Source organism: Teichococcus aerophilus (genome assembly GCF_014490485.1).
Classification (GTDB): domain Bacteria; phylum Pseudomonadota; class Alphaproteobacteria; order Acetobacterales; family Acetobacteraceae; genus Pseudoroseomonas; species Pseudoroseomonas aerophila.
Map to the genome: position 1 here is coordinate 1 of NZ_JACTVA010000027.1, position 15473 is coordinate 15473.

General features: G+C 68.7%; 10 protein-coding genes and 1 pseudogene. 3 read left to right on the forward strand and 8 right to left on the reverse strand.

The annotated features are described in order from the left end of the window. A pseudogene (locus IBL26_RS14880) lies at window positions 1-251 on the reverse strand (energy transducer TonB); the annotation flags it as partial. Window positions 252-534: 283 nt separating this feature from the next. Here IBL26_RS14880 and IBL26_RS14885 point away from each other — a divergent pair. After that, window positions 535-2421 (forward strand): ABC-F family ATP-binding cassette domain-containing protein, encoded by a 1887-nt coding sequence (locus IBL26_RS14885; protein ID WP_187785290.1) that lies wholly within the window; start codon window positions 535-537, stop codon window positions 2419-2421. Window positions 2422-2893: 472 nt separating this feature from the next. On the opposite strand, the gene IBL26_RS14890 is transcribed toward IBL26_RS14885, so the two are convergent. From IBL26_RS14890 to IBL26_RS14905, 4 genes are all read right to left on the reverse strand, one after another. Then, window positions 2894-3955, reverse strand: coding sequence for a transporter substrate-binding domain-containing protein (locus IBL26_RS14890; protein ID WP_187785291.1), 1062 nt, complete (start codon window positions 3953-3955; stop codon window positions 2894-2896). Window positions 3956-4397: 442 nt separating this feature from the next. Continuing rightward, window positions 4398-6731 (reverse strand): helicase-related protein, encoded by a 2334-nt coding sequence (locus tag IBL26_RS14895; protein WP_241749400.1) that lies wholly within the window; start codon window positions 6729-6731, stop codon window positions 4398-4400. A 658-nt stretch (window positions 6732-7389) separates the two neighbouring features. Beyond that, on the reverse strand, window positions 7390-7914 hold the full coding sequence (locus tag IBL26_RS14900; protein WP_187785292.1) for a YdcF family protein: 525 nt from the start codon (window positions 7912-7914) through the stop codon (window positions 7390-7392). Beyond that, a complete protein-coding gene (locus tag IBL26_RS14905; protein WP_187785293.1) occupies window positions 7911-9149 on the reverse strand; it encodes a class I SAM-dependent methyltransferase in 1239 nt (412 codons plus the stop codon). Before IBL26_RS14905 ends, IBL26_RS14900 begins: the two co-directional genes overlap by 4 nt. 441 nt (window positions 9150-9590) lie before the next feature. Between IBL26_RS14905 and IBL26_RS14910 the strand changes: the two genes are divergently transcribed. Beyond that, on the forward strand, window positions 9591-9857 hold the full coding sequence (locus IBL26_RS14910) for a hypothetical protein (RefSeq protein WP_241749402.1): 267 nt from the start codon (window positions 9591-9593) through the stop codon (window positions 9855-9857). Window positions 9858-10151: 294 nt separating this feature from the next. Continuing rightward, window positions 10152-11585: a cysteine--tRNA ligase gene (gene cysS / locus IBL26_RS14915; RefSeq protein WP_187785294.1), complete on the forward strand. Its 1434-nt coding sequence runs from the start codon at window positions 10152-10154 to the stop codon at window positions 11583-11585. Between the two features lie 370 nt (window positions 11586-11955). On the opposite strand, the gene IBL26_RS14920 is transcribed toward cysS, so the two are convergent. From IBL26_RS14920 to IBL26_RS14930, 3 genes are all read right to left on the reverse strand, one after another. Further along, complete coding sequence (locus IBL26_RS14920) at window positions 11956-12423, reverse strand: hypothetical protein (RefSeq protein ID WP_187785295.1); 468 nt, start codon at window positions 12421-12423, stop codon at window positions 11956-11958. Between the two features lie 253 nt (window positions 12424-12676). Further along, window positions 12677-13633, reverse strand: coding sequence for a lactate/malate family dehydrogenase (locus IBL26_RS14925; protein ID WP_187785296.1), 957 nt, complete (start codon window positions 13631-13633; stop codon window positions 12677-12679). A gap of 1 nt (window position 13634) precedes the next feature. Further along, window positions 13635-15146, reverse strand: coding sequence for a DASS family sodium-coupled anion symporter (locus IBL26_RS14930; protein WP_241749403.1), 1512 nt, complete (start codon window positions 15144-15146; stop codon window positions 13635-13637). Window positions 15147-15473: the final 327 nt, after the last annotated feature.

The window sequence follows — 15473 nt, forward strand, 5'->3', positions numbered from 1 at the left end:
GGCAGCGGCATGGGTGCCGGCGTCGGCCCGGGCGGGCCGGGCGTCGGCGGTGCGTCCGGCATCTCGGGCAGCGGCGGCGCCGGGTCCGGGTCGCCGGGGGCGCTCTCCATCGGTTGCGGGTCCGGCAGCGATGGCGCGGCGCCGCTGGTCTCGAACACCACTGGCACTTCCGTGCTGGGCCCCGCCGGCTCGCCCAGCTGCTTCTGCGGCATCGTCCAGAGCAGCAACGCCACCAGGATGGCGTGCAGCACGGCGGAACCGCCGATCCACCACCACAACCGCCGCCGGCGCAGCGGCGAGGCCGGCCGCGGCGGACGGGCCGAGGACGGTGCGGGCTTCTGCGGGGGCGTCGGGATATGCAGGGGTGGTGTCCGTCAGGCTGCGATCAAACCGTCATAGCCCTAGCACGCCCGGCCCGCACGCGCGCCCGTACGATCGGCCTGGACCAAGGCGCAGGGCAGACCGGCGTCCCCGGCACGCTCCTGCAACATGAAGCGTTTCCGCAACTGCACAATATGTTCTAAACGCTGCCGCATGACCGTCCTCGCTATCCGTGACCTGACCATCCGCATCGCCGGCCGCCCCCTGCTGGAAGGCGCCGACCTGATGGTGGACCCTGGCCGCAAGATCGGCCTGGTCGGCCGCAACGGTGCCGGCAAGTCCACCCTGCTGCGCGCCATCACCGGCCAGCTGCAGCCCGATGGCGGAGAGATCCGCTTGGCCGCGCGCGCGCGCATGACCCATGTGGCGCAGGAAGCCCCGGGCGGCCCGACCAGCCTGCTCGACACCGTCCTGGCCGCCGATACCGAGCGCGCCAGTCTGATGGCCGAGATGGAGACGACGCATGACGGCGCCCGTCTGGCCGAGATCCATGAGCGGCTGATCGCCATCCAGGCGGACAGCGCGCCGGCCCGTGCCGCCATCGTGCTCTCCGGCCTCGGCTTCGATGCCGCCGCGCAGCAGCGGCCGGTCAGCGAGTATTCGGGTGGCTGGCGCATGCGCGTGGCGCTGGCCTCCGCGCTGTTCCTGGAACCCGACATCCTGCTGCTGGATGAGCCGACCAACCACCTCGACCTCGAGGCCACCATCTGGCTGGAAGGCTGGCTGGCCCGCTTCTCCGGCGCCGCGCTGGTGGTCAGCCACGATCGCGGGCTGCTGGAACGCGGCGTGGATGCCATCGCGCATCTGGACCAGCAGAAGATCACCCTCTACCCGGGCGCCTATGACAATTTCGTGCGGGTTCGGACGGAACGCGCGGCCCAGCAGCAGGCCGCCAACGTCAAGATCTCCGCCCAGCGCGCGCACATGCAAGCCTTCGTGGACCGCTTCAAGGCGCAGGCCAGCAAGGCCCGCCAGGCGCAGTCCCGCATCAAGGCGCTGGAGAAGCTGCCGCAGATCGAATCGGTGGTGGAAGACCATGTCACCCGCTTCTCCTTCCCCGAGCCGGCGGAGCTTTCTCCGCCCATCCTGGCGCTGGCGAAGGCGGATGTGGGCTATGACGGCCGCACCATCCTCGGCAACCTGGACCTGCGGCTGGATCAGGAAGACCGCATCGCCCTGCTCGGCGCCAACGGCAACGGCAAGTCCACGCTGGCCAAGCTGCTGGCCGGGCGGCTGGAGCCGCAGCGCGGCAGCATCCACCGCGCGCCACGCCTGAAGGTCGGCTACTTCGCCCAGCACCAGACCGATGAGCTGGACCTGAGCGGCACGCCGCTGACCCACATGCAGGCAGCCCTGGGCAACAAGGCGACCGAAACCCAGTGCCGCGCCCAGCTGGCCCGCTTCGGCCTGGATGTGGAGCGCGCGACCACCACCATCTCCTCCCTCTCCGGCGGCGAGAAGGGGCGGCTGCTGCTGGCGCTCTGCACGCGCGAAGCACCGCAACTGCTGATCCTCGATGAGCCGACGAACCACCTGGACATCGACGCGCGCGAGGCCCTGGTGCGCGCGCTGGCCGATTACCGTGGCGCCGTCATCCTCATCACCCACGACCCGCATCTGGTGGAGTTGGCGGCGGACAAGCTGTGGCTGGTGGGCGACGGTAAGGTCACCAGCTTCGATGGCGACCTGGACGACTACCGTGGCTACCTGGCGGACCGCACCCGCGCCGCCAAGCAGGCCAACGCCCCCGCCAAGGAACGCCCGCGCGACGAGCGCAAGGAGCGCGCCGAAGCCCGTGCCGCCAGCAAGGCCGCCCTGGCGCCGATCCGCGAACGCGTCACGCAAATCGAGACCGACATGGCCCGCATGCAGCGGGAAGCGGAGCTGATCGCCAAGAAGCTGTCGGACCCCGCCACCCATGCGCGCTTCAAGGCGTCCGACATCGCCAAGGTAACGCAGAAGCACGGCTTCCTGATCAAGCAGGTCGCCCTGCTGGAAGAGGAATGGCTCTCCCTGCAGGAAAAGCTGGAAGCGGCGTAAGCCTCGGGCGGGGGATACTCCGTCCGTCTGTCCTGGCTGCGGAAAGAGGAAGGCCGGGGAAGGAATTCCCCGGGCCCCTTCTTTCTTTTCTTCGAGTTTTTGCTGGCGTGGCTGTTGGGAAGTTTCGTCTGATTTAAAGCGGGCCGGGTGCGCCGGAGGTCAAGGACTTCCGGCGACTGAGAGCTCAGCCCGCGTGGCCCACTTTTGAGTATTTCGGGGCCTTATTCTTAGAGCATGATGCGTTCACATTCGTTCGCGCACCATGCTCTCTGTCTTTGTTGGATCGCGTGATTCAGGCTTTCCGGCGATTCCACCTCAAGCCATCACGCTCTGAAGCCTGGAGACGGCTTGCCTGGATGCGCCGCAGGCTGCCGACTCTGGTTATTCCGGCGCACCCCCCGCCCACGACGCTCCCCAAACTCCCAGAAAGACGATGGGAGTCTGGGGAAATGCCTTCCCCCAGCCTTCCCCTTCAGTTCGAGGCATCGCGCCCCAGGTAGCGAAACCGCGTCTGCTGCCACCATTCGCTACGGAGCGTCGCCAGCAGTGTGACATCCAGCGCCACGCGGATAGTGTTCTCCAACGGCAGGGCGATGGCGTAGTTCTGGTTGTCCAGCGTGATGGGCAGCACTTCCAGTTCCGGGAAATCCTGTTGCACCGTCCAGGCCAGCAACGGGCGGTCGTAGACGAAGGCGTCGATCTGCCCGGCCTTCAGCGCGCGCAGGCCATCCGCCGGCAGGTTGTACGGTTGGAAGCCGATGCGCTGCATGCCGAGATATTCCACCGTGGAAGAGCCCGCTACCGCGCCGACGCGGATGCTGCGCAGGTCGTTCGCCGTGCGCACCACGCCCTGCATCCGCTGCGTCGTCAGCGCCGAGGTGATGCCGGCGATGAACACCGCGATGGTGACGACGGACGCGATCATCCACACCACCGCCAGGATGCGGCCAGGCAGCGTGCGCGGTCCATCCTGCGCCGCGCCCGCCTGCGTCATCGCCACGGCCGACCACCACACGCCAGCGACGAAGCCGCGCATGGCGTTGCCGCCATAGGCCTCATGCTGCTTGCGCTCGAACAGCCAGATCAGCGTGCCCACCAGCAGCGCAATGGCCAGCAGCGTCAGCACGCCCTGCAAGAAACCGAAGGAGAAGAAGGTCCGCAACACCGGCAGCCACGCGGTGGCACCGCCACGGCCGACCGCGACGCCGAGCCCGGTGGAGAAGAATGGCTGGGTGAAATCCATGACCTGCCGCCGCGCGGCGGTGACCGTCAGCGCCGCCGCCGCCGCATCCACCTGCCCGTTGGACACGGCATCGACCAGCGCGGCGACCGTATCCCGCTCCTCAAACCGGTAGCGCAGGTTCAACCGCTCGGCCACATGGCGCCACAGGTCGATGCTGATGCCTTCCCACTGCCCCTCGGCATTCTTCATCGCGAAAGGCGGCGCGGCGCGGGTGCCGACGACCAGTTCCCGCCCCGCCGCCGGTTGCGCCTGCGCCACCCAGGGCAGCAGCCACAGCCCCACCACAGTCATAACAGCAAAGATCCAGCTACGATGCCCGCCTTTGGCGTTCGACAAAGGGTGGGGCATGGCCTGAGCTCTCCGGGACTGAACCATTTCTTTATCGGATCAGTCCGGCGTCGCGACAATCCATAAAACGCTCTGCTTGGCTGAGGGGGAGGCGCGGTACGTGACGGTTGGGAAGGCCGGGGAAAGAATTCCCCGGACCCCTTCTTTTCTTTGCGCGTTTGGCATCGCGCTCGAAGTGAAGGCGGACGCTGCTTGATGATTCCAAATATGGGCCGCACGGGCTGAATCGTCAGTTGCCGGAGGTCCCAGACCTCCGGCGGGAACTAGCCGGCCCAAACAACAGCGGACATCTCAACAGACACGCCACCAAAAACTCGAAAAAAAGAAGGAGCCCGGGGAATTCTTTCCCCGGCCTTCGCCTCCCCTTCCTAAAGAGCCCGCCCCCTCAGCTGGCCAGGGCAGTCCGGCCGCGCCGCTGCTGGCGCAACACGTCCTCGATCCAGCGGTCCAGGCGCGCCGTCTCGGCTTCCGCGCGGTCCAGGTCCGGGTAGGCCTGGGGGAAGCGCAGGGCCAGCCAGCGCCAGGCGACGAGGCGCTTATGCACCTTCTCGCCCCGCTGCAGTTCCTCGCCACTGGCCTGTTCCGGCGCGGGCAGGCGCCCGGCGGAGGGCGGCACGATGGGGCGGCCGGCGGCGTGGTCCACCGCCCAGCGGGCCAGGCGGGTGATGCCGTTGTCGCGCTCGTCCACCGGGCACATGGCGTAGGTCCAGCGATCCATCAGCGGGATGCCGACGCCATCGATGGCGGAGGCGATGGCCTGGGCCTGGGTCATGTCCGCCAGCCGGTAGTTCGGATCATCCAGTCGCAGCACGGCGCGCTTGATGCGCGCCAGCACGCCGAACAGGCTGTCCGAACCGATTTCCGCCGCCACGGCCTGGATGATATCGGCATCCGGCTGCACCTGGGGCCGCAGTTCCACCGGCGGGGCCGGCGGCGCGTTCAGCATGTGGCGGACGAAGTCGGGGCTGCCGGCGCCGGCCAGCACGGCCACCACGCCCTCCTCGAACTTGCCGTAGCGGCCGGCGCGGCCGCCGATCTGCTTGATCTCCTGCGCGTTCAGGTCCCGCCTGCCCTCGCCATCGAACTTCTTCAGCGTGGTGAAGATGACGCGGCGGATCGGCAGGTTCAGGCCCATGCCGATGGCATCCGTCGCCACCACGATATCGGCCTCGCCATTGCGGAAGCGCGCGGCCTCGGCCCGGCGCACCTCGGGGGAGAGCGCGCCGTAGATCACCGCCACGCGGCGCCCGCGCCGCACCAGCTCCGCCCGCATGTCCAGCACATCGCGGCGGGAGAAGGCGATCAGCGCATCGCCCGGGCGCAGGTCGCCCAGCCCCACCGGGTTGGTGGCGGCGCGCAACGGCCCTTTGCGCTCCAGCGAGATCTTCTCGACGTCATCGCCGCACAGCGTGGCGATGCGCTCCACCATCGGGATGCATTCCGGTGCGCCGAGAACGAACACGTCGCGCGCCGGCACGCCCATGATGGCGGCGGTCCAGGCAGCGCCGCGGTCGCGGTCGTGCAGCAGCTGCGCCTCATCGATGATGGCGACGTCGACGGGGTTGTGCAGCGGGCACATCTCCACCGTCGCGGCCAGGTGGCGGCTGCCGGGGACGTGGATGCGCTCCTCGCCCGTGGCCAGCGATGCCAGCACGCCGCGCGAAGCCAGCGCATCGCGGAACTCATGCGCCAGCAGCCGCAGGGGCGCGAGCGCGAAGCCGGTCTCGGCGGTGGCAAGCCGGTCCAGTGCCGTGTGGCTCTTGCCGCTGTTGGTCGGGCCCGTCACCAGCGTGATGCGCCGCTTCAGGGCGCGCGCGGTGGCGAAGTGGGCCGCGTAGCGGTCCAGCGCCGCCACCCGTGCCACCGCCGCGTTGCCGACACGGATGGAAGGGGCTTCCCGCCTCGATTCCTTGCGGTCGGCCGATTCGACCTCGGCACGGCGCCATTCGGCCGATTCGCGCTTGAGCGGCAGGATCTCCGCCGGGTCGAATTCCCAGCGCTCCCGACCGCCACGCTCGCGCTGCTTGCGGGCCACCGGCAGCAGGCCGGCGCCAGCCCAGCGCAACGCCTCGCGCGGCGTGCAGCCCAGCAGGGCGGGGATGCCCTCGATGCCCACCAGGCTCTTTTCCCAGGCGCGCAGCCGCGCCACTTCCTCGCGCTTGCGGGCGCGGGACGCCTGCTCGGCCGCGCGGAGCTCACCGCGGCGCCGGTCCTCGGCCCGGATGGCGGCGGAGACGAAGGCGGCCGTGGCGCCCTGGTCCAGCCCATGGGCCTGCGCCACCTGCTGCGCCAGCGTGGCGTGCCGGTCGGCGGGCAGGGCATGGCCGGTGGCATCCAGCAGCTCGGCCGCCATCGCCTCCAGTGCCGCCTCGGGCGTCGCACCGGCGCCACGCATGCGGGAGCCGACAACCTGCCGCAGCGAATCGCGCAGCGCCTCGTCGTCCGCATCCGGATCGGTCATGTGGCCGGCGGCGGCATCGGCATCGGCGCGGCGCACCCAGCTCTCGCCGAAGCGGTTGGCCAGGTCCATCAGCCGGCCGGTCCAGGCCTTGCGGCGGACCTGGCACAGTGCATCGGCTACCACATCGCGGTCCGCCGGCATGCGGCGGGAGACCAGCCGCACCAGTTGCGGCATTTCCCGCGCTTCGACCCGAAGCCCTGTGGCCGCGATGGCGGCCTCGGCCGGATGGGCCAAGGGTTCGGTCGTGACGTCGTTCAAATTCTATCCTCCAGGCGCGCGGGGAATGTCCGGCGCACCATGCGTCTCAAGCAAAAGGGGGGCCAGGGGAATGGCAGGGGTGCAGGCACCGGGCCGTCGCGAACTGGCGAAAGGCGCAGCCACATGCCGCGCGTTTGAAAGGCTTCTACAGCAAAACGACCCCAGGTCCAGAATTACCGCGCCACGGAATAGCCGGGTTGCGCACAGGTCGGAGGAGGTGGGAATGCCATGCCGTCCTGTGAAATTCTGGCGTGAGAGCAACGCCTTGAGGGTGCTCCATACTAGGTGAGGTACCGCCTGGGGCTTGAGAGGGGCGCTGCCCCTCTCAAACTCTCCCCGCCAAAGGCCTGAGGCCTTTGGAAACCCTTTTGTCAGATGCCAAGGCAGGGGCTGAGATGAGCAATTATTATATTGTTATATAAAGATTTTTAAATGGATCACGAAGCTGAAATGAGGCTCCGGAGGCTGCTATTGTGCCAGGAGGATGCCAGGGAGGTGGCTCCCCTCTCGTTCCACCTCTACGGCATTTCCCACGCCCGTTCTGTCGCCATCCGGCAGAAGCCGCCATTCAGCGCTCGCAAGTACACAAACGCCACGGCCCGCCGCCCCAGCCCGCCGCAAAACTCGCAGAAAAAAGGAAGGGGTCCGGGGAATTCCTTCACCGGCCTTCCCCTAACGCCAAGCGCCCGCGCAGGCGCCACCGCGCGGCCAGACCCAGGGCCGCATCCACCGGCAGGGCGGCGCCTTCGCGGGCGCGCCACCACCAACGGTCCCGCCATTCCATCGCGGCCTCCGGCGGCGGGGCGGCGCGGGCGGGCAGACCCATCAGCCGCAGCAGCATGACGCAGCGTGGCAGGTGGTAGCCGCTGCTGGCGGCCCAGACCGGACCTTCGTGCCCGGCGAGCATGGCGGCGCAGGCCACAGCGGATTCCAGGGTATCGGTCGCCGTGGCTTCCTGGCGGATCGAACTCGCGGGGATGCCAAGGTCCTGCAGCAGCCGGGCCATGACCACCGCTTCCGGCTCGCCATGTTTTCCCTGGCCGCCGGTAGGAATGTAGAGCGGGTTGTCGAGCGTGGCGCCGAAGCGGGCGGCGGCCTGGACGCGGCGGCGCAGGGTGAGGCTGGGCCCGCCATCCGGGCGGATGGCGGCGCCGAAGATGATGATGGCGGCCCGGCCGCTCAAGCCGGCGCGGCCAGCAGCAACCGGTTGAAGGGTTCCAGCGCCCCGCGCAGCGCGGCGAAGTCGCGCAGGAATACGTCCTGGGCAATGCCATTGGCGGCCAGGGCGGCCCCGATGGCGCCGATGCTGCGCTGGCCGTCGACCCGGCTGAGGATGGCCGCCGCCAGGCGCGGCAGCGGCACGCCGACGCGCAGGTCGTCGAACGCCACCCGCAGCACGCCGTCGGCGGGGATGCCCCGCGCCAGGGTCGGCCCATCCAGCTCCCGCAACACGGGGATGGAAGCAGGGTCGTCCCAGGCCGGCTCCACCGCCTCGCCCAATGTGCAGTAGGCGATGTGGATGCCCATGTTGCCGGTGATGGCCTCGGCCAGCGCAGCGCGCTCCACCGGCGTCATGGCGGCGGTGCGGGCGCGCAGGCGCGGGTCGGGCAGATAGCGGTCCGGGTCGTAGCGCCCGGGCTCGACGAAGCAGCGCAGGTGCAGCCCGGCGCCCTCGATCAGCGCGGCCAGGGCCGGCACGGTGAAGGCGACGTCGCGGGGGTTCAGCAGCAGGTCGTACAGCCCGGCATCGCCGCCCTTGATGTGGTCGTCAATCCAGGGGTTGCGGCGCAGCCAGGCGGTCTCCGGCGTGTGCTTCCAAAGGCGCTTGGCCACTTCCACGCGCTCCGCCGGGGCCTCGGATGCCGGGGCCAGCAGGCGCAGCGCATCCTGCAACATGTACACGCCGGTGCGCCCGTGCGGCGCATAGACCATCAGGCCGATGCCACCACCCGGCGCCAGCGCGCCCGCCAGCGCCGCCAGCCCGGCCGCCGGGTCCGGCAGATGGTGCAGCACACCGCAGCAATCGATGTAATCGAAATGCCCCAGCCCCAGCTCCGGCAGGTCCAGCAGCGAGCCGTTGACGAAGCGGATATTGGTCAGGCCCCGGACCTTCGCCCGTTCCTCCGCCACCTTGCGCGCGGCGGTCGAGCGATCCAGCCACACCACCTCGCCTGGGCGGCCGGCCTGGGCCAGCTGCTGCGCCAGCATCATCGTGCCGTCGCCACTGCCACCGCCGGCCATCAGCGCCCGGATCGGCCGGCTGGCCGGGCGGCGCGCGCCGAAGATCCAGTGGTCGATCTCCAGCAAATGGCTGGGGCTGCCGACGATCAGCCGCTTCGCCTCCTCCCGCGGGTCGCGGGCCGGGTAAGGATAGGCTTCGTACTGGGCGGCAAGGCGGTTGTCGGTGGCATCCTGCATGGCGTCGCTGGATAAAGCAGAATCCGGCGGCTGCCCACCTCTTCGCGGTCAGGCCCTGCTCTCGCCCACCGCCTCGCTTCCTTCCCCTGCGCAGCGACGGCCTTTCAACGGCGCCCTCCCCGCCTGTCAGCCGGCACGGCGGTTCCCCATATCCCGGGCCACGACCGCCGCCAGGCCACCGGTTCAGGGCGCCCATTTTGCAAGGAGCAAAGACGCCATGCCTTCCATTTCCCTTCTCTCCCGCATCGTGCTGGTGCTGCTGGTCATCAGCGCCATCATCCGCATCGCGATGTATACCAGCGGCTGATCTGCCCGCGGGGGGATCGGCGCTGCGAATGGCGGGTATCGGTAGAGGCAATTGGAACAGCAGGCGGCGCGGGCCTATCTCACTCCTCGAAGAGCGGCACAGATGCCGCACCAAGGCTCAAGAGGATTGATACTATGTTTCGCACCACTGTTCTTTCTGCTCTTCTGATCTCTGGCCTGTCCGGCGCCGCGATGGCCGCGAATGGCGACGCCAATATTGAGGCTTTCGTTGCCCAGCAGCCGCATAGCGAGGCAGTGAGCCAGGGCATGCCGCACTTCGCCGGCAACCAGGATGGCCAGCCGGTCATCCGCTACTCCGGCCAGGCGCAGGGCAACCTTTCGGCCGGCTACCCGGTGATCGTCGGCAACCAGGACGGCCAACCGGTAATCGTGTACCGCTAGAGCGTGATGGCTTGAGGCGGAAGCGCCGAAAGCCTGAAGGACGCGATCAAAGGCATAGAGCATCGAGTGTGAACGCATGATGTTCCATGCCCGGATGGGCTGAACCAGGCACCCCGCTCAGGGGGCCTGCCGATACGGTGCGCAACGGGCGGGGGCCTCCCTCCGCCCGTTTCGCCGTGTCCGCGCCGCGGGTGGGCGTTACCGGCGGGGCGTTTCATGCCTGGGCGGCGGGGATGCGGCAGGGTAGAGTGCGCCCCCTTTGCCCAAGCCGCTTTATTCGACAGGCCCGACTGGATGACCGAACTCGCCTTCCACAACAGCGCCACTCGCCGGCGGGAGATCTTTGTCCCGATCGATGCGCAGCATGTGCGCCTCTATGTGTGTGGGCCCACGGTCTACGACCTGGCGCATCTGGGCAATGCACGCCCCGTCGTGGTGTTCGACGTGCTGACCCGCCTGCTGCGCCGGCGGTTCCCGCGCGTCACCTATGTCCGCAACATCACGGACGTGGACGACAAGATCAACGCCCGCTCCCGCGAGAGCGGCGAGCCGATCGGCGCCATCACCGCCCGCACCACGGCCGATTTCCACCGGGACATGGAAGCCCTGGGCTGCCTGCCGCCGGACGAGGAGCCGCGCGCGACCGACAACATCGCGCCGATGGTCGAGATGATCGAGAAGCTCATCGCCAACGGCAACGCCTACGCCGCCGAGGGCCATGTGCTGTTCTCCGTCCCCAGTTATGCCGATTACGGCAAGCTCTCCGGCCGCACGCCGGATGAGATGCTGGCCGGCGCCCGCGTGGATGTCGCCCCCTACAAGCGGGACCCGGGCGACTTCGTGCTGTGGAAGCCCAGCGACGACGGCATGCCGGGCTGGGACAGTCCCTGGGGCCGCGGCCGCCCGGGCTGGCACATTGAATGCTCCGCCATGTCCTGGCGCTATCTGGGCGCGGAATTCGACATCCATGGCGGCGGGCACGACCTGATCTTCCCGCACCACGAGAACGAGCTGGCGCAATCCGCCTGCGCCTTCCCCGGCAGCCGCTTCGCCCGCTACTGGCTGCACAACGGCATGCTGCTGGTGGATGGGGAGAAGATGTCCAAATCCGTCGGCAATTTCCTCACCGTGCGGGACATCCTCGGCCGTGGCGCCTGGGCGGGCGAGGCCTTCCGCCTGCTGCTGCTCAAGACGCACTACCGCGCCGCCATCGACTACACGGTGGAGCGGCTGGACGAGGCGCATACCGAGCTGGACGATTTCTACGCCGTCCTGGCCCGTGACCTGCCGGAACCGGATGCGGACGACGCCCTGGTGGCCGAGATGGCCGAATGGGCGCTGGAACCGCTGCATGACGACCTGAACACCGCCCTCGCCATCGCCCGCCTGCGGGACCTACGGACGCTGGAGAACGTGGCCACCGTCGGCGGTTCCGACACCGCCGTCCTGCACCGCATCGGCAAGGCGTGGGAACCGGAATCGGGCCAGGCCGCCGCCGCGCTGCGCCAGGCCGCCGCCGTGCTGGGCCTGCTGGGCTCCGACCCCAGGACCTGGCGCCAGGGTGGCCAAAGCGACGAAGTGGCCGCCATCGAAGCCGCCATCGCCGCCCGCCTCGCCGCCCGCGCCGCCAAGAACTGGGCGGAAGCGGACCGCATCCGTGGCGAACTCTCGGCCCAGGGGATCGTGCTGGAGGATACGGCCGGAGCGACGTCCTGGCGGCGGGTCTGACGGCATCTGAAGACTGAAGACTGAAGACTGAAGACTGAAGACTGAAGACTGAAGACTGAAGACTGAAGGCTGGGGGAATGAATTCCCCCAGGCCCCCTTCTTTTTTTCTGCGAGTCTTTCGGTCGTGGCTGTGGGTGCAGCGGTTTGTTGTGGGGGTTAGGGCGGGTTCGCGCGGAAGCGGCGTGCGCCTTCCACGAGGAACCACCTAGCGGCACGGTTGCTGAGAATGGTTTTGGGGCAGGCCTGGTGAAAGCTCAGCTCACCTGCGTCCTGGCTAAAACCCTGCTCGGGCCATGCATCTTTTAGCAGGCTATGCGCTCGCGGCGTTCTGCGGCCGTGTCCTTGCACCGCATGAACGGCAGAGGCCGCGTCACATCTGGTGCGCATCCGGCCAGGTGACGAACAGGCCGACATCGCGCGGAAAACCCTCCGGCGTGAAGCTCATGATGCGAGCATCGAAGCCAAAACCGCCCAGCCGCAAATCGCTGTACCAGAAATCGTAGATGCGGCGGGCATAGCCGGGTAGCTCGTTCTCCCAGCCTTCCAGCTGGTGGTTGATGTGGCGGCCGCCATCGGCGCAGTAGTCGCTGGGGAAGGTGGCCAGCATCGCCTCCCGCTCATGCTGCAGGAACTCGGTGCGGATGCGGCGCAGGAACAGCGCACGGTCATCCTCGGTCAGGGCGCGCTGCTCGTAATGCTTGCGCTCCATCTCGAACTTCGCCGCCTTCTCGGCCTCCGCACGGCGGGCGGCGTCGCGCTCACGGCGTTCCTCGGCCTGCTCCTCGTTCAGCAGGTCCTGCAGGCTCAGGCTGGGGTTGGCGCCATCTTCCGCACTCATCGCAGCACTCCTTCTCATGCCGAGCGTGACGCATTCGCCCACTCCGCTCCAGGCTTTTGCGAGGGGCGCCGTCCCGCTCAAACTCTCCGCCAGAAGACTGGAGACCTTTGGAAGCCCGTTTTTGGAAACACTCCACCGAAACAGCAACGCCCCGAAGTCGCCCAGGCCGAAACCCCTGCATCGCGGTGCAGGGGATCGCATCCCCTGCCGGAGGAGTTCGAGGGGGCAGCGCCCCCTCGATCAACCGCGCCCCTCAGCCCGGCGGCGCAGTCGCGTCCAACCCAGCCTGGATGGCATCGCGCAGCAGCCCGGCGCTGTGCCGCAACGCCGCCGCCTCCGCCTCATCCAACGGCGGCGTCAGCGGGCGGGACGCTCCGCGCGCACCCAGCACATGCGGCAAGGACACACAGGTCTCCCGCACCCCCAGCAACTCCTCCATGAAGGTGGAGACGCTGAACACCACGTGCTCGTCATTGACGATGGCGCGCGTCAGCCGCGCGATGCAGCCGCCGATGCCGAAATTGGAAACCCCCTTCCCTTCCTTGATCCGGTAGGCGGAGGTGCGGACTTCCTGCGCAATCGTGGCCTGCAACTCGGGCGGCAGGGGCTGGCCGATCTCCTCGGCGAAGCGGGTCAGCGGCATGCCGGCGATCTGTGCGCCGGACCAGTGCATCACTTCCGAATCGCCGTGCTCGCCCAGGACGTTGGCGTGCACCGACCCGGCCGAGACGCCCAGGTGGCGGGCCAGCCGGTCCCGGAACCGGGCGGAATCCAGCGCGCAGCCAGTACCGATGGCGCGGCCTGGCGGCACCGCGAAGCGGCGCACCGCCACGGCGGGCATCACGTCCACCGGGTTGGTGGCGAATAGCAGCGCCGTCTCCGGCGCCACCGCCAGCACGCTCTCCAGCACCTTGGAGACGACGTGGATATTCGCCGCCAGCAGGTCCAGCCGCGTCTGCCCCGGCTTCAGGCTGGTGCCGGCGGTGATGACGACGACATCCGCACCCGCCAGGTCGGCATAGTCGCCGGCGCAGATCTGCGCGGCGCCGCCGAACGCCGCGGCATGCGCGATGTCCGAGGCCTCGGACCGTGCGCGGGCGTGGTCCAGGTCCACCAGCACGATGTCGCTGACCCCCTGGGCCTGCGCCAGCAGGAAGCCCGCGGCGGCGCCGACCTGCCCGGCGCCGATGATCCCGACTTTGCCGCCCATCTCACAACACTCCCATCATCGGCCACACGGTGGCGGAGAACAGCAGCAGCAACAGCAGGCCGGCGACGGTCATAAGGATGCCGACCTTGGCGAATTGCAGCGTGCTGAAGGCGCCGGTGCCGTAGCACAGCATGTTCTGCGGTGCGTTGGTCGGCAAAATGAAGCCGAAGGAGACGACGAAGCTCTGGATCATGACGATGCCGAAGGCGGTCTCCGCGCCGAAGGGCAGCGTCTGGCTGAAGGCGATCATGATCGGGATCAGCGTACTGGCCAGCCCGGTGGCTGAGGCGAAGCCCAGATGCAGCACGATGCTGAACAGGGACAGCGCCCCCACCACGGCCACGACCGAAAGCCCCTCCAGCCCCAGCTGCCCCAGCGTGACGCCCGCCAGCCAGGACGCCGCCCCGGTGCGGGAGAGCAGGATGCCCAGCGCGATGCCGGCGGCGAACAGCACGATCGTGCCCCACGGCACCTGCTTCTCCGCCTGCGCCCAGGTCATGACGCCGATCCGCGGCATCAGCAGCAGCGCGATGCCGAGCTGCGTGGTGGTGGTGGTATCCAGCGGGTGCAGCCAGCCCTCGGTGGACCACAGCACCAGCAGCAGCAGCGCCACCAGCATCAGCCGCTTCTCCGGCAGCGTGACGGGGCCGAGCGTCGCCACCTCCTCCGCCAGCCGCCGCTTGGCTTCCTCCGCCGGCGGCACATGCGGGCGCAGCACCATCAGGGAGACGAAGAACAACACCACGGTCATGGACAGCGTGAAGGGCAGCGCGGTGATGAACCATTCGCCCCAGGTCACGGTGCGCTCGAACGCGCCCTGCATGAAGTTCAGGCTTATCAGGTTCTGCGCCGCGCCGGTCTTCACCGCCATGTTGAAGATGGAGCAGGCCTGCGCCGTCACGATCATCAGCGTGGCGCCCAGGCTGCTCGTCACCGGCAGCCCCAGCGCGGTGACGACGCCGACCATGATGGGAATCACCGCGCCGACACGCGCGGTGGCGGAAGGAATGAACAGCGCCAGCACGAAGCCGACGATCATCGCCCCCACCGTCAGCCGCGCCGGGGAGATGCCGACCTTGCTCATCACCAGAAGCGCCACGCGGCGGTCCAGCCCCGTCAGCTTCAGCGCCACCGCCAGGAACAACGCCCCGGCCACCAGCAGCACGGCGGAGGACGAATAGCCCCCCAGCATCACCTGCAGCGCATCGGCCGAGCTCATCGGCCTGGCGCCCTCGGTCAGCGGCTTGCCCATCAGCCCCAGCACGGCCATGCCGGTCAGGATGATGGCGCTGGCGGCGGGCGAGACGCACTCGCTGATCCACAGGATGATGACCAGCGCCAGCAGCCCCAGCGCGACCTGGCCGGAGGCCGTCAGCCCCGCCGGCGTCGGCAGCATCAGCACGGCCACGTAGACGGCCAGCGCGATGCCCAACCAGGCCAGCTTGCGGTTGGATGTGGGTTCCCCCGGTGACATCAGTAGCATCGCCATCACTCCCGGATTGCGGCGGGGCATGCTGACTCGCTTCCAGGTTGCACGAAAGCCTTGGCTTGGCATGCCAGCCCGGCCGGCCGGAATTGATCCAGATCATGGCGAAACCGGCCTGGAAGCCCGATTCTGAAGGCGCCGGCGCCGTGAAGTGATGCCACCTCTGCCCCGTCCCAAGGCATCGCGGCGCGGGAAACGCCGGAACACAGTTGCGAGACCGCAATCACGCCGGGGATCGTTGCCGGCCTGGCTCCAGGTTCCGTGGCCCTGCGTTGGCTGCGTCTTCTACGGAAATTCATTGGGTCTTGAGAGGAGCTCTGCCCCTCTCAAACTCTCCCCGCCAAAGGCCTGAGG